This window comes from Pseudomonas sp. (assembly GCF_049300855.1).
Lineage (GTDB): Bacteria > Pseudomonadota > Gammaproteobacteria > Pseudomonadales > Pseudomonadaceae > Aquipseudomonas.
Genome location: NZ_JBAQKH010000045.1, coordinates 16,265 through 35,965 on the forward strand (window position 1 = coordinate 16,265; position 19,701 = coordinate 35,965).

The 19,701-nt window shown below is 58.8% G+C and carries 17 protein-coding genes; 13 read left to right on the forward strand and 4 right to left on the reverse strand.

Annotated features, from left to right (window positions below; translation table 11 throughout):
- Nucleotides 1-102 precede the first annotated feature (102 nt).
- Entirely contained in the window at nt 103-1,887 is a 1,785-nt protein-coding gene (locus tag WA225_RS23460; RefSeq protein WP_422609836.1) for an ABC transporter transmembrane domain-containing protein, read from the forward strand.
- 57 nt (nt 1,888-1,944) lie between these two features.
- Complete coding sequence (locus WA225_RS23465) at nt 1,945-2,490, forward strand: Fic family protein (protein ID WP_422609837.1); 546 nt, start codon at nt 1,945-1,947, stop codon at nt 2,488-2,490.
- An 80-nt stretch (nt 2,491-2,570) separates the two neighbouring features.
- Here WA225_RS23465 and WA225_RS23470 read toward each other — a convergent pair whose 3' ends face one another.
- A complete protein-coding gene (locus WA225_RS23470) occupies nt 2,571-4,499 on the reverse strand; it encodes a transglycosylase SLT domain-containing protein (protein ID WP_422609838.1) in 1,929 nt (642 codons plus the stop codon).
- 214 nt (nt 4,500-4,713) lie between these two features.
- On the opposite strand from WA225_RS23470, the gene WA225_RS23475 reads away from it, so the two are divergent.
- The gene (locus WA225_RS23475) at nt 4,714-6,636 is read left to right on the forward strand and encodes an ATP-binding cassette domain-containing protein (RefSeq protein ID WP_422609839.1); all 1,923 of its coding nucleotides are present in this window, start codon (nt 4,714-4,716) and stop codon (nt 6,634-6,636) included.
- A 78-nt stretch (nt 6,637-6,714) separates the two neighbouring features.
- Here the strand turns inward: WA225_RS23475 and WA225_RS23480 are convergent, their stop codons facing one another.
- A complete protein-coding gene (locus WA225_RS23480; protein ID WP_422609840.1) occupies nt 6,715-7,152 on the reverse strand; it encodes a universal stress protein in 438 nt (145 codons plus the stop codon).
- A gap of 103 nt (nt 7,153-7,255) precedes the next feature.
- On the opposite strand from WA225_RS23480, the gene WA225_RS23485 reads away from it, so the two are divergent.
- The 7 genes from WA225_RS23485 (at nt 7,256) to WA225_RS23515 (ending at nt 15,662) form a co-directional block, all read left to right on the forward strand.
- A complete protein-coding gene (locus WA225_RS23485; RefSeq protein ID WP_422609841.1) occupies nt 7,256-7,693 on the forward strand; it encodes a hypothetical protein in 438 nt (145 codons plus the stop codon).
- A gap of 525 nt (nt 7,694-8,218) precedes the next feature.
- Nucleotides 8,219-10,366, forward strand: a complete 2,148-nt coding sequence (gene fadB / locus WA225_RS23490) for a fatty acid oxidation complex subunit alpha FadB (protein WP_422609842.1) — start codon at nt 8,219-8,221, stop codon at nt 10,364-10,366.
- Between the two features lie 32 nt (nt 10,367-10,398).
- A complete protein-coding gene (gene fadA / locus WA225_RS23495; protein WP_422609843.1) occupies nt 10,399-11,574 on the forward strand; it encodes an acetyl-CoA C-acyltransferase FadA in 1,176 nt (391 codons plus the stop codon).
- Between the two features lie 98 nt (nt 11,575-11,672).
- Nucleotides 11,673-11,909: a DUF1653 domain-containing protein gene (locus WA225_RS23500; protein ID WP_422609844.1), complete on the forward strand. Its 237-nt coding sequence runs from the start codon at nt 11,673-11,675 to the stop codon at nt 11,907-11,909.
- A gap of 114 nt (nt 11,910-12,023) precedes the next feature.
- Nucleotides 12,024-14,654, forward strand: coding sequence for a type I DNA topoisomerase (gene topA / locus WA225_RS23505; protein WP_422609845.1), 2,631 nt, complete (start codon nt 12,024-12,026; stop codon nt 14,652-14,654).
- Between the two features lie 143 nt (nt 14,655-14,797).
- Nucleotides 14,798-15,322 carry a DUF6586 family protein gene (locus WA225_RS23510; RefSeq protein ID WP_422609846.1) on the forward strand — a complete coding sequence of 175 codons (525 nt, stop codon included), beginning with the start codon at nt 14,798-14,800 and terminating at the stop codon, nt 15,320-15,322.
- Between the two features lie 106 nt (nt 15,323-15,428).
- Nucleotides 15,429-15,662, forward strand: coding sequence for a hypothetical protein (locus tag WA225_RS23515; protein ID WP_008082203.1), 234 nt, complete (start codon nt 15,429-15,431; stop codon nt 15,660-15,662).
- Between the two features lie 82 nt (nt 15,663-15,744).
- Here the strand turns inward: WA225_RS23515 and sulA are convergent, their stop codons facing one another.
- Both sulA and lexA read right to left on the reverse strand, forming a co-directional pair.
- On the reverse strand, nt 15,745-16,218 hold the full coding sequence (gene sulA, locus WA225_RS23520) for an SOS-induced cell division inhibitor SulA (protein ID WP_422609847.1): 474 nt from the start codon (nt 16,216-16,218) through the stop codon (nt 15,745-15,747).
- An 11-nt stretch (nt 16,219-16,229) separates the two neighbouring features.
- A complete protein-coding gene (gene lexA / locus WA225_RS23525) occupies nt 16,230-16,838 on the reverse strand; it encodes a transcriptional repressor LexA (RefSeq protein ID WP_422609848.1) in 609 nt (202 codons plus the stop codon).
- Between the two features lie 229 nt (nt 16,839-17,067).
- On the opposite strand from lexA, the gene WA225_RS23530 reads away from it, so the two are divergent.
- The 3 genes from WA225_RS23530 to WA225_RS23540 all read left to right on the forward strand — a co-directional run bounded on the left by WA225_RS23530 (nt 17,068) and on the right by WA225_RS23540 (nt 19,693).
- On the forward strand, nt 17,068-17,775 hold the full coding sequence (locus WA225_RS23530; RefSeq protein WP_422609849.1) for a TetR/AcrR family transcriptional regulator: 708 nt from the start codon (nt 17,068-17,070) through the stop codon (nt 17,773-17,775).
- Between the two features lie 158 nt (nt 17,776-17,933).
- The gene (nagZ, locus tag WA225_RS23535; RefSeq protein WP_422609850.1) at nt 17,934-18,944 is read left to right on the forward strand and encodes a beta-N-acetylhexosaminidase; all 1,011 of its coding nucleotides are present in this window, start codon (nt 17,934-17,936) and stop codon (nt 18,942-18,944) included.
- 11 nt (nt 18,945-18,955) lie between these two features.
- Nucleotides 18,956-19,693, forward strand: a complete 738-nt coding sequence (locus WA225_RS23540) for an S-methyl-5'-thioinosine phosphorylase (protein ID WP_016986745.1) — start codon at nt 18,956-18,958, stop codon at nt 19,691-19,693.
- Nucleotides 19,694-19,701 lie beyond the last annotated feature (8 nt).

The window sequence follows — 19,701 nt, forward strand, 5'->3', positions numbered from 1 at the left end:
TAGTCTTTGGGGGCATATTTAACCTGACTCATTGTGATTTACAGAGTTCCACCCCAAAGAAGGTTTACGCTAGCCCTTTCATCAACACGGATGCGTACCTGAATGACCCCGAAGCTTTCTTCAAGGCACCGGCGCGCCCTGCGTCTGACCAGTCGATTTCTGGCCCCTTACCGCTGGCAAGTCATCGGTGCGCTGCTGGCGTTGATCGTCACGGCTGCCGTTACGTTGTCGATGGGGCAGGGCATCAAGTTACTGGTCGACCGTGGCTTCATGACCCAGTCGCCGCATCAGCTCAATCAGAGCATTGGCATTTTCATGCTGATGGTGCTGGGCCTGGCGGTCGGTACGTTCGCGCGGTTTTACTGGGTGTCGTGGATCGGCGAGCGTTGCGTGGCCGACATCCGTCGCGAGGTGTTCAATCATCTGGTTTATCTGCACCCCGGCTTCTATGAGAACAACCGCAGTTCGGAGATCCAGTCGCGGCTGACCGCCGATACCACGCTGCTGCAGTCGGTGATTGGCTCATCGCTGTCGATGTTCCTGCGTAACCTGTTGATGGTCATCGGCGGCGTCATCCTGCTGTTCGTGACCAATGCGAAACTCACCAGCATCGTGGTGATTGCCTTGCCGTTCGTGGTGGCCCCCATCCTGATTTTCGGCCGGCGCGTGCGCAATCTGTCGCGATTGAGCCAGGACCGGGTGGCCGATATCGGCAGCTATGTCTCGGAAACCCTTGGCCAGATCAAAACCGTGCAGGCCTATAACCACCAGGTGCAGGACGAACGACGTTTTGCGACGACGGTCGAGGACGCCTTCGACACGGCGCGCAAACGCATCTTCCAGCGCTCGTGGATGATCACCATGGTGATCGTGCTGGTGCTCGGCGCGGTGGCTGTAATGTTGTGGGTTGGCGGCATGGACGTGATTGCCGGGCGCATCACCGGTGGCGAACTGGCGGCGTTTGTTTTTTACAGCCTGATCGTCGGGAGTGCGATCGGCACCCTGAGTGAGGTGATTGGCGAACTGCAACGCGCGGCAGGTGCCGCCGAGCGCATCGCTGAATTGCTGGGGGCGGAAAACATCATCCAGCCGCCCACCACCGGGCTGGCGACTTTGCCGCAGCGCGTGCGCGGCGAGCTGCAATTGCAGGAAGTGCGTTTTTCCTACCCGTCGCGTCCTGAAAGCTACGCCGTCAACGGTTTGAATCTGACCATCCGGGCCGGCGAGACATTGGCGCTGGTGGGGCCGTCCGGTGCCGGCAAGTCGACGGTGTATGACTTGCTGTTGCGTTTTTATGACCCGCTGGAGGGGCGGATCCTGATTGACGGTGTGCCGCTGACCAGCCTTGATCCGCTGGACCTGCGCCGTCACTTCGCGTTGGTATCACAGTCGCCGGCGCTGTTTTTCGGCAGCGTTGAAGAGAACATTCGCTACGGCAATCCGGGGGCGACGCTTGAGCAGGTCAAGGACGCGGCCAAAATTGCTCACGCCCACGACTTCATCGAGAAAATGCCCAACGGTTACCAGACTCATCTCGGCGATGGTGGCCTCGGCCTTTCCGGTGGCCAGCGTCAGCGCTTGGCGATTGCCCGGGCGTTACTGGTCGACGCGCCGATCCTGCTGCTGGACGAAGCCACCAGCGCCCTCGATGCGCAGAGCGAACACCTGATTCAGGAAGCCCTGCCGAGCCTGATGCAGAACCGCACCACGCTGGTGATCGCGCATCGACTGGCCACGGTAAAAAACGCCGACCGGATTGCAGTGATGGATCAGGGCAAGCTTGTGGCCATTGGCACGCATCAGGAACTGATTGCCAGCAATCCGCTGTATGCACGGTTGGCGGCGTTGCAGTTCAATGATGGAAAAGTAACGGTTGATCAAGTCTGATGGACACTGCTCGTATCGGGCATTATGGCGGCCTGTTTGGAATGCCTGGATGAGGACATGAGCCGTTACCAACCTCCGTTGACCCTAACCACACGAATGATCGTGTTGATCGCCGAAATCAGCGAGCAAATCGGTCAGCTTTCGGCTGGGGGCGATAGTCGGCAGACGCCTCATCTGCGCCGAGGTAATCGTATCCGTACGATTCAGGCCTCTTTGGCAATTGAAAACAATACATTGAGTGTCGAGCAGGTAACCGCAGTGCTCGCCGGGCAACGGGTTTTAGGTTTGCCCAAGGAAATTCAAGAAGTGCGCAATGCATTTAAAGCCATCGCTAATGAGTCTGCAGGCGACCTAGTAACCGACTCAGTAACCGACCTAGTAGCAAAACTATTGTTAACGCTGGGACCTCGTTCTTTGAGGATCAGTGATCTGATGGCAGAGATGAGCCTGGTCCACAAGGCTACGTTCAGATCCAACTATCTAAAGCCGGCCTTAACCGCTGGGATGATCGAAATGACCGATCCTCAATCACCCAAGAATCCAACCCAGAAATATCGGCTTACCCAACTTGGCAAAATGATGGTTAAAAAGTCGCAGTGTTAAGTCCGCAACCGACAGCTCAATAAAAAATGCCCGTATCTCGCGATACGGGCATTTTTTGTTACTCGGCGTCAGCCGCGTGATCACTGATCATCAAAATACCGCTCATGCCAATCCACCAGCGGCTGCGGTGAGTTGAGCTTCTGGCCGTAGATCACCGAGTACGACAGCACGTTCTGCACGTATTGACGGGTTTCGTCGAACGGGATGCTTTCCACCCACACGTCGAAACTCAAGTGATCGGCGCCGCGCAGCCATTGGCGCACACGACCAGGGCCGGCGTTGTAGGCGGCGGAGGCGAGGACGCGGTTGCCGTTGAACTGGCTGTGCACCTGACTCAGGTAAGCGGCGCCGAGCTGGATGTTCTTGTCCGGGTCGAGTACTTGCTGTGGCGAGGCCAGTGGAATGCTGAACTTGCGCGCGGTTTCCTTGGCAGTGCCGGGCATCAGTTGCATCAGGCCACTGGCGCCGACGCCGGAGCGGGCGTCGTCCATGAAAGCGCTTTCCTGGCGGGTAATGGCAAACACCCAGCTTGAATGCAGGCCGCGTACCTTGGCTTCACGCACGAGGGTGTCGCGGTGGGCCATCGGGAAGCGGATATCCAGATCGTCCCAGTACTGCGCTTGACTGATGGTGCGGATCGCCGGGAAGTACCATTTCAGGTCGTAAGCCAGTTTCGCCTGGGCAACCATCTCATCGCGATTGAAATGGCGGCTGACGTGATACCACTCGCGGCGTCCATCGACGATCTGCCCGCGAGCATGGAATTCCAGCGCGCGGCGCACGCCCGGGGTGTTGCGCACCTTGTTGATCAGCGCCTGGCTGAGCACCAGCGGCTTGTTGTTCAGCGAGTACGGCGATTGCGAGCGGTCGGCGGCGAGGAAACCGTAGAAGTCACGCTCCCGTGCGAGGCCTTTGTACAGCGTCTGCGCTTGCGGGTTCTGTGGCTGGGCCAGTTCCAGACTGCGCGCCTGCCAGTAGCGCCAGCGGTTGGTGGTGGCGAGGTCTTGCGGCAGACGTTTGGTCAATTGATAGGCGTCGTCCCAGCGGGCCAGACGCAACAGCAGGCGCAGGCGCCATTCCGACACCGTGTTGTCACGCAGCTCGGGATCGTATTGGGTCATCACGTCCAGCGCACGGCTGTCGAAACGCCGGGCCAGGGTCAAGCCGATTTCCCGGGCGATCGCGACTTTTTCATCGCGGGAGAAATGCATGCTGCTGGCGTAACCGTCGAGCAGGGCCATGGCCTTGTCCGGGTCCTGACGCGCCAGTCGGCGCAGGCCGAGGCTGACCACATCGGACATCGGTTCATCGGCCGGGGTGAAGCGCGAAGGCTGATTGAGCAGCTCCGGCTTCTGCGCCACATCCACCAGCAAGCGCCCGCGCGGGGCGAGGGTGGTCAGGCCATTGACCAAGCTGTTGGCCAGCGGATAATTGCGGGCCTGAGCGGCGAGTTTGGTGCGCTCCCAGCGTTTCTGCTCGGTGAGCTGGCCGTCGGCGGCCCAGATGCCGAACAGCGCGTCACACGCGGCGGGCTGCGATTTGCCGGTCAGCCAGAGCTTTTCGGCGTTGGCATAGCCTTCGGCCTTGTGGCCGCTGCTGATCTGGTACTGCGCGTTGAGGCAATCCAGTTCAGTGAAGTTGAGTTTCGGGTCGTAATACTTGACGAAGGTCGCCCAGTCGCCACGGTCGGCGAGCCAGCGCAACCAGCGCAGCTTCATCCAGTTGGCCTGGGGCAGGTCACCGTGTTCGGCGAGGAATTTCTCGATTTCCGCATTGCTCGCGGTTTTCAGGCGCGCGGTCAGTTCGTCGTAGGCCAGGTACGGTTCCAGCGGATAATCGGCCAGCGCCTGGCTGTAACGGAAATACGGGCCGGTATCACCCTTGGCCAGCGCGCGCTTGGCTTCATCGTAATACTGGCGTTGGGTGGACAGGTCCACCGCCTGGGCGGATTGAACGGCAGCGGCGGTAAGTAGCAAACAGGACAAGACACTGAAAAGGCGACTGCGCATGAGACATCCGGGCAGAGAAATCATGACAAGTGCCGACCTCGGTCAGCACTGAATTGTCTGTAGCTTAGCCTTTTGCCAGCGAGCGGCGAAAGCTTTGCCGGCCTCGCAGCACAAGTTCGCAACAATTGTTGTGCAGAGTGCTTCGACAGACAAATTGCCGGCCTGCTGAAGCCCTAACTCAGGTAGAATGCGCGCCCGGTTTTTGGAGAAGCTCATGACCCTGCTCAAATTCAGCGATGTGTCCCTTGCGTTCGGCGCTATGCCGTTGTTGGACAAGGTGTCCTGGCAGATCGCCCGTGGTGAGCGGGTGTGCATCATCGGCCGCAACGGCACTGGCAAGTCCAGCATGATGAAACTGGTCAAGGGCGACCAGAAGCCCGATGAAGGCTCGGTGTGGCGTGCCCCCGGTCTGAAAATCGGCGAATTGCCGCAAGAATTGCCAGTGGCCGACGATCGGACGGTGTTCGACGTGGTCGCTGAAGGCCTAGATGGCGTGGGCGCGTTGCTCGCCGAGTACCATCACCTCGCGCAGAACTGCGTCACTGAAGAAGACCTGAACAAGCTGATGCATGTTCAGCAAGACCTCGAAGCCCGTGATGGCTGGCGTTTGCAGACCCTGGTCGAAAGCACCTTGAGCCGTCTGCAACTGCCGGCCGACAAGACCCTCGCCCAGTTGTCCGGCGGCTGGCGTCGTCGCGTGCTGCTGGCGCAGGCGCTGGTGTCCGAGCCGGATCTGCTGCTGCTCGACGAGCCGACCAACCACCTGGACATCGGTGCAATTGCCTGGCTCGAAGAGGCGCTGAAAGATTTCCAGGGCGCCGTTTTGTTCATCACGCACGACCGTTCCTTCCTGCAAAACCTCGCCACGCGCATCCTTGAACTGGATCGCGGCGGCCTGATCGACTGGAACGGCGATTACGCCAGTTTCCTCGTGCACAAAGAAGCCGCGCTGGCCGCTGAAGAAACCGCCAACGCGCTGTTCGACAAGAAACTGGCCCAGGAAGAAGTCTGGATCCGCCAAGGCATCAAGGCTCGCCGCACCCGTAACGAAGGCCGTGTCCGTGCATTGAAAGCCTTGCGCGTTGAACGTAGCGAGCGCCGTGAGCGCACCGGCAAAGCCAACATTCAGTTGGACACCGCTGACAAGTCCGGCAAGCAGGTGATGGTGCTCGAGAACGTGAGTTTCGCTCACCCGGGCGGCCCGTTCCTGATCAAGGATTTCTCGATGGTGCTGACGCGCGGCGATCGTATCGGTCTGCTCGGCGCCAACGGTACCGGCAAGACCACGTTGCTCAAGCTGATGCTCAGCGGTCTGCAACCGACCAGCGGCAAAGTGGAAGAGGGCACGCGCATCGACGTGGCGTACTTCGACCAGTTGCGCCATCAACTGGATCTGGAAAAGACCGTGATCGATAACGTTGCCGAAGGTCGCGACTTTATCGATATCGACGGTCAGAGCCGTCACGTGCTGAGCTACCTCGGCGATTTCCTGTTCAGCCCGCAGCGTGCCCGCACGCCGGTCAAGGCGCTGTCGGGTGGTGAGCGTGCGCGCCTGCTGCTGGCCAAACTGTTCAGCAAACCGGCAAACCTGCTGGTACTCGACGAACCGACCAACGACCTCGACGTGGAAACCCTCGAGCTGCTCGAAGAAGTGCTGCTGACCTTCAACGGCACGGTGCTGATGGTCAGCCACGACCGGGCATTCCTCGACAACGTGGTCACCAGCACTCTGGTTTTCGAAGGCGAAGGCAAGGTGCGTGAATACGTCGGTGGCTATCAGGACTGGATCCGTCAGGGCGGTTCACCGCGTTTGCTGGGCGTGACTGAAAGCAAGTCGGGCAAGGCTGACCTGAACTCCGCTGTAGTGACCGCTGAGCCTGCTGTGGTCGCAGCGCCAGCCGCTGCTGCTCCGGCTGCCAAGAAGAAGTTGAGCTACAAGCTGCAACGCGAGCTGGAAGCGCTGCCAGGTGACATCGATGCCAAGGAGCAGCAGATCGCTGCGGTGGAAGCTGAAATGGCTGAAGCCGGTTTCTATCAGCGTCCTGCGGTTGAAACGGCAAAGGTGATTGCTTCGCTGGAGCAGTTGCAGGCTGAGCTGGATGCGTTGCTGGAGCGTTGGGCCGAGCTGGATGCCTGATTGATCCGGATGTGAAAAAGCCCGGCGCTCAGTGATGAGCGCCGGGCTTTTCATATGCGGGTGGAGATCTGATGTGTTTCAGCGTTTGATCAGGTGAACGGCAAGGACGTCGCAGGGCGCGCCGTGCAGCACGTCATTGGCGGTCGAACCGAGCAACAGCGCCAGACCATGCCGGCCATGGCTGCCGACCACGATCAGATCGCACGTTTGTTCCTTGGCGAAATGGTGGATTTCCTGACGTGGCTGACCGTAGGTGAGGTGGCAGTTGGCACCTTCAAGCTCTGTGTATTTGGCTTTCAGGCGCTCAAGACGCTCCTTGGCCTGATCGAACTGCTGTTGTTGCAGTTGTGACAGATCCATCGGCACGTCGCCGCCAAAGGCCATGGCCATCGGTTCGACGATATGCACCAGCGACAGCTTGGCGCCATTGCTCACCGACAGCTCGCGGGCGCGGTTGATCACAGGGTCGCACTCTTCAGTCAGATCTACGGCGACCAGGATGTGGTGGTAGGGCATGAGGTGCTCCTCGTGAGGTTTCAATATTGTTAAGTATGGCTGGTTTCAAGCGCATTGGTTCCAAAGTGACACAATGCGCTCACCAAGAATTGGGAATAGAGATATGACGGTCTGGTTGGTGGTGTCAATCCTGTTGGTGGTTTTGAGTCCGCTGGCGTGGTTACGTCCCTCGCGCGCGCAAAGCGGTCGCATCGCCCTGCGCATGGAGGCGCGGCGCATCGGTCTGGCCATGCAACTGGCGCCTCAGGAGTGGCCGCACTGGCTGGCGCAGGAGCCGCCGAACCCGTGCGCGCAATACCATCGTCCGCGCCGTGGCAAGCAGCCTGCCTGCTGGACGTATTGGCAGAAAACGCCGGGTGTATGGGTGAATCAGTGGCAAGAAGTCTGTGAGGATCGAACGCTGCTCAATCATTTCGAAAAGTTGCCGGGCAACGTTTTTAAAGTCGAGGCAGACAAGCAGATGATCGCCTTGTATTGGGGCGAAAAGGGCGAAGCCACGGTTTTGCAGGATATCGACGCCACACTGAAAGCGCTGGCCTGACGCGCGGACTTTTCCCACTGCAACGGTGGGGAACGTCCGGCAGACGCGCAATAAAAAGCCCGACATGATTCATCGGGCGGGGTTGGCCAGGCAGGCCGGAAACTTTTTTGAGCAGATGTGGCTTGGCGCGTTCCGCGCATTTCCCTGTAGTCCCCCAGCGTAGCCGTTTAAACAGGGGCTGCCGTGAATTAGGGCGACTTTTCTAACTATTGATTCTATGAATGGCTTCACATGCAGACGCGTGTTGCTGGTCTTCGTCGTACGGAAATGACCGCAAAGTCGCATTTCAACCCGTATTTTGGGCGATTGACAATTGTTGGAAATTCCGTGAAGGTGACGTACCCAAATCAAACGGGCGTATGAATTGAGCGTTTGTCTTACAGACTGCTCCTACAGAATCCCGACTATCGCGTTGGCGGGTGTGCCGGGTGGATTGGCGTTAGCATCGACGAAAAAGCGTCCTGCCGAGCCATTCGCCTGCGTCCGACGTGTACTGTTCAGCTTCCATATCGTGGAGATCAGTTGATGATTTACGAAGGTAAAGCCATCACGGTTAAAGCTCTTGAAAGTGGCATCGTCGAATTGAAATTCGACCTCAAGGGTGAGTCCGTCAACAAGTTCAACCGTCTAACCCTGAACGAGCTGCGTCAGGCCGTAGACACCATCAAGGCAGATGCTTCGATCAAGGGCGTGATCGTCAGCAGTGGCAAGGACGTGTTTATCGTCGGCGCCGACATCACCGAATTTGTCGACAACTTCAAGCTGCCGGATGCCGAGCTGGTTGCTGGCAATCTCGAAGCCAACAAGATCTTCAGCGATTTCGAAGACCTCAACGTTCCGACGGTAGCGGCCATCAATGGCATCGCCCTGGGCGGCGGTCTGGAAATGTGCCTGGCGGCTGACTATCGCGTCATGTCGACCAAGGCCAAGATCGGTCTGCCGGAAGTCAAACTGGGCATCTACCCAGGCTTCGGCGGTACTGTGCGCCTGCCGCGTCTGATCGGTGTCGACAACGCCATCGAGTGGATTGCCGCCGGCAAGGAAAACCGCCCGGAAGACGCCCTGAAAGTCAGCGCCGTCGACGCCGTGGTTGCTCCTGAGAAACTGCAGGAAGCTGCCCTCGAACTGATCAAGCGCGCCATCTCCGGCGAGTTCGACTTCAAGGCCAAGCGTCAGCCGAAACTTGAAAAACTCAAGCTGAACGCGATTGAACAAATGATGGCTTTCGAAACCGCCAAAGGTTTCGTCGCCGGTCAGGCTGGCCCGAACTACCCGGCGCCGGTTGAAGCGATCAAGACCATCCAGAAAGCCGCGAACTTCGGTCGTGACAAGGCACTGGAAGTCGAGGCTGCCGGTTTCGTCAAACTGGCCAAGACCTCTGCCGCGCAGAGCTTGATCGGTCTGTTCCTGAACGATCAGGAGCTGAAGAAAAAGGCCAAGGCTTACGACGAAATCGCCAAAGACGTGAAGCAGGCCGCTGTACTGGGCGCCGGCATCATGGGTGGCGGTATCGCTTATCAGTCGGCCTCCAAAGGTACGCCGATCCTGATGAAGGACATCAACGAGCACGGTATCGAGCAGGGTCTGGCCGAAGCCGCCAAACTGCTGGTTGGCCGCGTTGATAAAGGTCGCATGACCGCTGCGAAAATGGCTGAAGTGCTCAACGCCATTCGTCCAACCCTGTCCTACGGCGACTTCGGTCACGTTGATCTGGTGGTCGAAGCTGTTGTCGAGAACCCGAAGGTCAAGCAAGCCGTATTGGCTGAAGTTGAAGGCCAGGTCAAAGAGGACACCATCCTCGCGTCCAACACCTCGACCATTTCCATCAGCCTGCTGGCCAAAGCCCTCAAGCGTCCGGAAAACTTCGTCGGCATGCACTTTTTCAACCCGGTGCACATGATGCCGCTGGTGGAAGTGATTCGTGGCGAGAAGTCCAGCGAGCTGGCGGTTGCCACCACCGTTGCCTACGCCAAGAAAATGGGCAAGAACCCGATCGTCGTCAACGACTGCCCGGGCTTCCTGGTCAACCGTGTACTGTTCCCGTACTTCGGCGGTTTCGCCAAGCTGGTCAGCGCCGGTGTGGACTTCGTCCGTATCGACAAGGTCATGGAAAAATTCGGCTGGCCGATGGGCCCGGCGTACCTGATGGACGTGGTCGGCATCGACACCGGTCACCACGGTCGTGACGTGATGGCTGAAGGTTTCCCGGATCGCATGAAGGATGACCGTCGTTCGGCCATCGACGTGCTGTACGAAGCCAAGCGCCTGGGTCAGAAGAACGGCAAGGGCTTCTACGCCTACGAGGCCGACAAGAAAGGCAAGCAGAAGAAAGTCGCCGATCCATCGGTGCTGGAAGTGCTCAAGCCGATCGTTTACGAGCAGCGCGAAGTCACTGACGAGGACATCATCAACTGGATGATGATCCCGCTGTGCCTGGAAACCGTGCGTTGCCTGGAAGACGGCATCGTTGAAACCGCCGCCGAAGCTGACATGGGTCTGGTCTACGGTATCGGTTTCCCTCCATTCCGTGGCGGTGCACTGCGCTACATCGATTCGATCGGTGTTGCCGAGTTCGTTGCCCTGGCTGACCAGTACGCTGATTTGGGCGCGCTGTACCACCCGACCGCGAAGCTGCGTGAAATGGCCAAAACCGGCCAACGGTTCTTCGGTTAAGCGTCCCAACTTTTGAGCGAGAGTGAAATTTTATGAGCTTGAATCCAAGAGACGTCGTGATTGTCGACTTCGGTCGTACTCCGATGGGCCGCTCCAAGGGCGGCATGCACCGCAACACCCGCGCCGAAGACATGTCGGCGCACCTGATCAGCAAATTGCTGGAACGCAACGCCAAGGTCGATCCTGCTGAAGTCGAGGACGTGATCTGGGGTTGTGTCAACCAAACCCTGGAGCAGGGCTGGAACATCGCGCGCATGGCGTCGCTGATGACCCAGATCCCGCACACCTCGGCCGGCCAGACCGTCAGCCGTCTGTGTGGCTCGTCGATGAGCGCGCTGCACACTGCTGCGCAAGCGATCATGACCGGTAACGGTGACGTGTTCGTGGTTGGCGGCGTCGAGCATATGGGCCACGTGAGCATGATGCACGGTGTCGATCCGAACCCGCACATGTCGCTGTACGCGGCGAAAGCCTCGGGCATGATGGGCCTGACCGCTGAAATGCTCGGCAAAATGCACGGCATCTCTCGCGAACAACAGGACGCTTTTGGCGTGCGCTCCCACCAGTTGGCCCACAAGGCAACCGTGGAAGGCAAGTTCAAAGACGAAATCATCCCGATGCAGGGCTACGACGAGAACGGTTTCCTGAAACTGTTCGACTACGACGAAACCATTCGTCCGGAAACCACCCTGGAAAGTCTGGCGGCCCTCAAGCCTGCCTTCAATCCAAAGGGCGGCACCGTGACTGCCGGTACATCGTCGCAGATCACTGATGGTGCTTCGTGCATGATCGTGATGTCGGCGCAACGTGCGCAGGATCTGGGTATCCAGCCAATGGCGGTTATCCGTTCGATGGCAGTGGCGGGTGTGGATCCGGCGATCATGGGCTATGGTCCAGTTCCGGCTACGCAAAAAGCCCTGAAGCGCGCGGGCCTTGGCATCAACGATATCGACTTCTTCGAGCTCAACGAAGCTTTCGCCGCACAGGCCCTGCCAGTGCTGAAAGATCTGAAAGTGCTCGACAAGATGAACGAGAAGGTTAACCTGCACGGCGGCGCGATCGCCCTGGGTCACCCGTTCGGTTGCTCCGGTGCACGTATCTCCGGCACCTTGCTGAACGTGATGAAGCAGAATAGCGGCACCTTTGGGGTGGCCACTATGTGCATTGGTCTCGGCCAAGGCATCTCCACCGTCTTCGAACGCGTTTAAGCGTTTCGTTGATGGAAGCCGGGGCCAAGTGCCCCGGTTTTTGTTTTTGTGGATTTATTTTGTTTTTATTTTGAAAAAATTTGAGTGAGGGCCAACACATGCCGATACAACCTGGGCTCTACCAACATTACAAAGGTCCGCAGTACCGCGTATTTAGTGTTGCGCGGCATTCCGAAACCGAAGAAGAAGTGGTCTTTTACCAAGCCCTGTATGGCGATTACGGCTTTTGGGTACGCCCTTTGAGCATGTTCGTCGAGTCAGTCGAGGTTGACGGCGAGCAGATGCCACGCTTTGCTTTGGTGCAAGCTGAACCGAGCCTTTTTTCCAAGGCATGAGGCGAGTGCGCACAAAACCCTGTGCTTGACCTCACCTTGTATCAACTATATATAGCGGTGCCGCGTCAGGCGCCAACCGCCTTTCACTTCTAGAATTCAGGAATTTTCTGATCCATGGGCAAATCGCTGGTCATTGTGGAATCCCCGGCTAAGGCCAAGACCATCAACAAGTATCTGGGTAACCAATACGTGGTGAAGTCGAGTATCGGCCATATCCGAGACCTGCCCACCAGCGGTTCGGCTAGCGCCAGCAAAGAGCCAGCCGCCAAGCGCGGCAAGGCTGCTGCGGGCGAAGGTCCGGTGCTCTCGCCGAAAGAGAAAGCGCGCAAGCAGCTGGTCTCGCGAATGGGTGTCGATCCCGATCATGGCTGGAAAGCCAAGTACGAGATCCTCCCGGGTAAAGAGAAGGTGATCGAAGAGCTGCGCCGGCTCGCCAAAGATGCTGACACCATCTATCTCGCAACCGACTTGGATCGCGAGGGGGAAGCCATTGCCTGGCACCTGCGCGAAGCCATCGGTGGTGACGACAGCCGCTACAAGCGTGTGGTGTTCAACGAAATCACCAAGAAGGCGATTCAGGAAGCCTTCTCGCAGCCGGGCGAGCTGGACATTGATCGTGTCAACGCTCAACAGGCGCGTCGTTTCCTCGATCGCGTCGTGGGCTACATGGTCTCGCCGCTGCTGTGGGCGAAGATCGCCCGTGGCTTGTCCGCCGGTCGTGTGCAATCGGTAGCCGTGAAGCTGGTGGTCGAGCGTGAGCGCGAAATCCGTGCATTCAACCCGGAAGAGTACTGGGAAGTGCATGCCGATCTCGGCACCGCCAAAGGCTCGACCGTGCGTTTCGAAGTAGCCCGCGAGAAAGGCGAAGCCTTCAAGCCGCTCAACGAAGCCCAGGCCATGGCCGCGCTGGAGAAGCTCAAGTCCTCCAGCTACAGCATCGTCAAGCGCGAAGACAAGCCGACCAGCAGCAAGCCGTCGGCGCCGTTCATCACTTCGACCCTGCAACAGGCAGCGAGCAACCGCCTGGGCTTCGGTGTGAAGAAAACCATGATGATGGCCCAGCGTCTGTACGAAGCCGGCTACATCACTTATATGCGTACCGACTCGACCAACCTCTCGGCTGATGCCGTGACGATGGCGCGCACTTACATCGAAGACGAGTTCGGCAAGAAGTACCTGCCGGAAACGCCAAACGTCTACAGCAGCAAGGAAGGCGCACAAGAGGCTCACGAAGCGATTCGTCCTTCTGACGCCAACACCACGCCAAGCAAGCTCGCGGGTATGGAGCGTGACGCTGAGCGCCTCTACGAGCTGATCTGGCGCCAGTTCCTCGCTTGCCAGATGCTGCCGGCGCAATACTTGTCGACCACCGTCAGCGTAGGTGCTGGCGACTTCGAGCTGCGTGCCAAAGGGCGTATCCTCAAGTTCGACGGTTACACCCGCGTGATGCCGCAAATTGCCAAACCAGGTGATGACGACGTTCTGCCTGATATGGCGCAAGGCGACGTGATGAAGCTGATCAAGCTCGATCCGTCGCAGCACTTCACCAAGCCACCGGCCCGTTACTCGGAAGCCAGTTTGGTGAAAGAAATGGAAAAACGTGGCATCGGTCGTCCTTCGACTTATGCGGCGATCATTTCGACCATTCAGGATCGCGGTTACGTGACTCTGCACAACCGTCGTTTCTATTCGGAAAAGATGGGCGACATCGTCACCGAGCGTCTGTCGGAAAGCTTCTCGAACCTGATGGACTACGGCTTCACCGCCGGCATGGAAGAGAACCTCGATGACGTGGCGCAGGGCGAGCGCGACTGGAAAAACGTACTGGACGAGTTCTACGGCGACTTCAAAAAGAAACTCGAAGTGGCCGAAAACCCGGACAGCGGCATGCGTGCCAACCAGCCGGTCATGACCGATATCCCGTGCACCACTTGCGGCCGTCCGATGCAGATTCGTACCGCATCGACCGGCGTGTTCCTCGGTTGCTCGGGCTACAGCCTGCCGCCGAAAGAACGCTGCAAGGCCACCGTCAACCTGGTGCCGGGCGACGAAATCGCTGCGGACGACGAGGGTGAGTCGGAATCGCTGGTGCTGCGTGGCAAGCATCGCTGCCCGATCTGCAGTACGGCGATGGACGCTTACCTGCTCGACGAGAAACGTAAACTGCACATCTGTGGTAACAACCCGGATTGCGCAGGCTACGAGATCGAAGAGGGCAGCTATCGCATCAAGGGCTACGAAGGGCCGAGCCTGGAATGCGACAAGTGCGGCAGCGAGATGCAGCTCAAGACTGGCCGGTTCGGCAAGTTCTTCGGTTGCACCAACCCGACCTGCAAGAACACCCGCAAACTGCTGAAGAGCGGTGACGCGGCGCCGCCGAAGATGGACCCGGTGAAGATGCCTGAGCTGAAATGCGAAAAGGTCAACGACACCTACATCCTGCGCGATGGTGCGTCCGGTCTGTTCCTGGCGGCCAGTCAGTTCCCGAAAAACCGCGAGACCCGTGCTCCGCTGGTGATCGAGATTCTGCCGCACAAGGACGAGATCGATCCGAAGTATCACTTCCTCTGTGACGCCCCACAGAAGGATCCTGATGGTCTGCCGGCGGTGATTCGTTACAGCCGCAAGACCAAGGAGCAATACGTGCAGACCGAAGTCGATGGCAAGCCTACCGGTTGGAAGGCGTACTTCGACGGCGGTAAATGGACGATTGAAGACAAACGTACCAAGGCCAAAGCTGAGTAAGCGATAGCCTGATGCTGAAAGGCCGCATGACAACCCTCGGGTTTTCATGCGGCCTTTTTGTTTTGTGCTTGCGGTGGGATCGACTGATCCACGACACTGTCCGGCCTGTGTGAAGCAATTATTTCGTAGTGGAGACTGCCGTCATGGCCCACGAGCTCTATACCCGTACCAACCAGAAAATCTATTTCGCCGGCCTGTCGCTGGAAGCCTTGGCTCGTGCTGAAGAAGGGCGGGCAATGAATTCTCTGGCGTTGATTCAGGCCGGGCGTGAGTCGGCGTTATTTCATCTCTACGGCGCGCTGCTGGGGCTTTGCCATGAAATCGCTGGTTTCTATCGTCTGCCCCAAGCCAATGCGCCGCGCGCTGAGATGCTGTTGACGCGTGAAGTTCTGGTGTCTATTGCGATTCCCGAGCTGGCAGAGATGGTCGAATTGGCGGGCAACTCGGAAACCTGGCTGGCTAAACTGCTGGCTGCGCATTCGGCACTATTTCAGCCGCCACGGGTACCGCACAAGCCGAAGGGTGATGTGACGCAGCCGCTGATTCAGGCGATTAATCTGGATGAGGAAGAGGCGCCAGAAGAACTGAGCCGAGAGGAGCTGGAGAGTTGGCGGCAGAATCTAAAAGGCTTGGCGATTCGTTTCCGCGAAGGGTTGAACGAATGCTGAGGGCGATTGACACGGTGGCAATCTGAAACATGCTGCTGGTCAAGATCCCGAGCGAAGCCTGAATGATGTCTATATAATCCCTGCCTTTCGTGGAGAACAGACCTTTATGCCAACGTCCTTTCTAGAAATTGTCGAGTTACCAGACGGCCGAATCGAACTGCGCAGGGCTGAGGACGAAGGTTCTTTGGTGACTCTGGATTTCTCCGAGGATGCCAAGACTTTCCTTCAGGGCCAGCACGTGGAAATCGCCAAGGCGATGTTGAGCGTCGGTGTGCAGATGGCGGGTCGGATGATCGAAGGCGAGTTTGATAAGGAAGAGGGGCCGCGGGTTCTTCACTGATCCGCGCCTGCTTATTGCCGCTTCAGATCGGCTTCTCTGTCCTTGGAGAAGCCCTGCGCTTCACACAGCGCACATCATGAGATCAACCCAGTCGAATGTTCAGGCTTTGAGCGTCGCCCGTGCGTGCAGCGCTGATCAGCTGTTGCCGTGAATTTGCGTTCAACGGGTTGAGCCAGGTCACCACGGTGTGGCTACGGCCCAAGCGCAGCGCTTCGCACGCCAGTTGCTGAGCGCTTTGAGTGCCTCGTGGTTGCAGCAGTAGAATGCGTTCCCGGTTCAGGCCGGCATCCCGCAGCCACGTTTGGGTCAGGCTTGCTGGTGGCGCGATCAGCGTCAACCAGCGTGCGTCCTGATCCTCGCTCAATTCACGCAAGATCGGCGCCAGCAGGTTCAGGCAGCTCCCGGCCGCACCACGCAGTGACAGCTCACTGAATACTTCGGGTTCGGCATTCCATGGGCGCTCGACAACCTCTTTGAGGATCGGCGCCATCGGTTGCGCCAGAAACGCTTCGAATAAAGGCAGTTGTGTTTGCTGAGGTGTGTGTGGGAACTGCATAAAGCCTCCTTTTAGCGGCGGATTACGCCGACACTCAAGCCTTCGATCACCAGTTCCTGATCTTTCAGGTCGACTTCGATGGGGGCGAACTCAGAGTTTTCGGCAATCAGCCAGACCTTGCTGCCTTCACGCTTGAAGCGTTTGACGGTCACTTCATCGCCGATACGGGCGACGACAACCTGGCCATTACGCGCTTCGCGGGTGGTATGCACGGCGAGCAGGTCACCGTCGAAAATACCGATGTCCTTCATGCTCATGCCGTGTACGCGCAACAGGTAGTCGGCACGCGGATGGAAGAAGGCGGGATTGATGTTGCAGGATTCTTCGATGTGTTGCTGAGCAAGGATGGGTGCACCGGCAGCGACCCGGCCGATGATCGGCAGCGTGGAGTCGTCGGCCTTGGCTTCGAAGCCCGGGATACGAATGCCGCGAGAGGCGCCTGGCGTCATCTCGATGGCACTCTTGCGAGCGAGAGCCTTGAGGTGTTCTTCAGCCGCGTTCGGCGACTTGAAGCCCAGCTCCTGAGCGATTTCCGCACGGGTTGGCGGGTAGCCGTTGTCTTCGAGGCAGCGTTTGATAAAGGCCAGAATCTCGGCTTGGCGTGGCGTCAGCTTTAGCATATTGATCGCTCTGTCTTTTTATACAGTGACTGGGATTATATACAGTGAAACGGTCTTGGCAATGCCCGTTTTTTTGCCTGCCGCCGGACGGTCGGCAGTGCTGCTTATAAAAGCGCCGGGCTTGTGTGGTTAAATAGCTGACCGACCATTCCCAAAACGAACTGGCAGGCTTGACAAGGCACAGGCTGAAACGTATGTTTCAAACAAGTGTTTGTCAGGCGGAGTAGCCATGGCCCAGTCGGAAACCGTTGAACGCATTCTTGATGCTGCCGAGCAGTTGTTCGCGGAAAAAGGTTTCGCTGAAACCTCATTGCGTTTGATCACCAGCAAGGCTGGCGTCAACCTGGCAGCAGTGAACTATCACTTCGGTTCGAAGAAAGCCCTGATTCAGGCGGTGTTCTCGCGCTTCCTCGGGCCGTTTTGCGTCAGCCTCGATAAAGAGCTGGAGCGGCGTCAGGCCAAACCTGAAAGCAAGCCGACCCTTGAAGAACTGCTGGAGATCCTCGTCGAACAGGCTCTCGTGGTTCAGCCACGCAGCGGCAACGATCTGTCGATCTTCATGCGCCTGCTCGGTCTCGCGTTCAGCCAGAGCCAGGGCCACTTGCGTCGTTATCTGGAAGACATGTACGGCAAGGTGTTCCGTCGCTACATGTTGCTGGTCAACGAAGCAGCGCCACGCATTCCGCCGATCGAGCTGTTCTGGCGCGTGCACTTCATGCTCGGCGCCGCCGCGTTCAGCATGTCCGGCATCAAGGCGTTGCGTGCAATTGCCGAGACCGATTTCGGCGTCAACACTTCCATCGAGCAAGTGATGCGCCTGATGGTGCCGTTCCTCGCTGCGGGCATGCGCGCCGAAACCGGCGTCACCGATGCGGCGATGGCTACCGCACAACTGCGTCCGCGCAGCAAATCAACGCCGGTCGCCGCCAAGGTTTAACCGCGCACGGGTGGGCGCGGCAGTTGGTATCCGCTAAGCTAGCCGCCCATGCCGACTCTCGTTCTGAACCCGATCCTCATAGAAATCGCCGACCTGCCGAGCATTGCTCACGGTAGCGATTTGTTGCGGATCGGGTTTTTCGTTTTCAAGGAATCTCTATGACTGCTGGCCTGCAAGGCTCGTTGATGGTGGACGTCGCCGGTACCTGGCTGACGGCCGAAGATCGCCAATTGTTGCGTCAGCCCGAAGTGGGCGGCCTGATCATTTTTGCGCGCAACATCGAGCATCCGCGCCAGGTGCGCGAACTCAGCGCGACGATTCGCGCGATTCGTCCGGATATGCTGCTGGCGGTGGATCAAGAGGGCGGCCGTGTGCAGCGCCTGCGCCAGGGCTTCGTGCGCCTGCCGGCGATGCGTGCGATTGCCGACAACCCGAATGCCGAGTACCTCGCCGAACAGTGCGGCTGGATCATGGCCACCGAAGTGCTGGCAGTCGGCCTCGATCTGAGTTTCGCCCCGGTGCTCGATCTGGATTACCAGCGTAGCGCTGTAGTCGGTACCCGCTCTTTCGAGGGCGACCCGGAGCGCGCAGCGTTGCTTGCCGGTGCATTCATTCGCGGCATGAACAGCGCCGGCATGGCCGCCACCGGCAAGCACTTCCCCGGCCACGGCTGGGCGGAAGCGGATTCCCATGTCGCGATCCCGAACGACGAGCGCAGCCTCGACGAGATCCGCGCCAACGACTTGGTACCCTTCGCCAAACTCAGTAAACAACTGGCTGCGATCATGCCGGCGCACGTCATTTATCCGCAGGTCGATTCGCAGCCAGCCGGTTTCTCCCGGCGTTGGTTGCAGGACATTCTGCGCGGCGAATTGCAGTTCGACGGCGTGATCTTCAGCGACGACCTGTCGATGGCCGGCGCCCATGTGGTTGGCGACGCCGCCAGCCGCATCGAAGCTGCTTTGACCGCCGGTTGCGACATGGGCCTGGTGTGCAACGACCGCGCCGCTGCTGAACTGGCCCTGAGCGCCGCGCAACGCATGAAGGTCAAGCCTTCCGCGCGCATCGCCCGCATGCGTGGTCAGGCATTTGCCAGCACCGATTACCGTCAGGATCCGCGCTGGCTCACCGCCATCGGCGCGCTCAAAGACGCTCAACTGATCGATTAAGGATTTTTGCTATGACGGTTTACGCAATCATCGGTGGCACCGGCCTGACCCAACTCGAAGGGCTGACCATTCGCCAATCGCTGGCGGTGGACACGCCCTACGGCGCGCCATCGGCCGACGTGCAAATTGGCGAATACGCCGGCAAGGAAGTGTTGTTCCTTGCCCGTCACGGCCACCCGCATCGCTTCCCGCCGCACAAGGTCAACTACCGCGCCAACCTGTGGGCGTTGAAGCAGGCCGGTGCCGAAGCGATCATTGCCGTTAACGCGGTGGGCGGTATTCATCCAGCGATGGGCACCGGTCATTTCTGCGTGCCGCACCAGATCGTCGACTACACCAGCGGGCGCGAGCACACCTTTTTCGCCGATGATCTTGAGCACGTTACCCACATCGACTTCAGCTTTCCTTACAGCGAACCGCTGCGTCAGCAATTGATCGCCGCCGTGGCCGCCGAAGGTTGCGAGTACAGCGATCAAGGTGTGTATGCCTGCACTCAGGGCCCGCGTCTGGAAACCGTGGCGGAGATCGTGCGTCTTGAGCGCGATGGCTGCGACATCGTCGGCATGACCGGCATGCCGGAAGCGGCACTGGCTCGCGAGCTGGATCTGGATTACGCCTGTCTGGCACTGGTGGTCAACCCGGCAGCGGGCAAGACCACTGAAGTGATCACCATGGCCGAGATCGAGCAGGCGTTGCATGACGGCATGGGCAAGGTGAAATCGGCGCTGGCACGGGTGCTGGCCGGCTAAGGACTGCC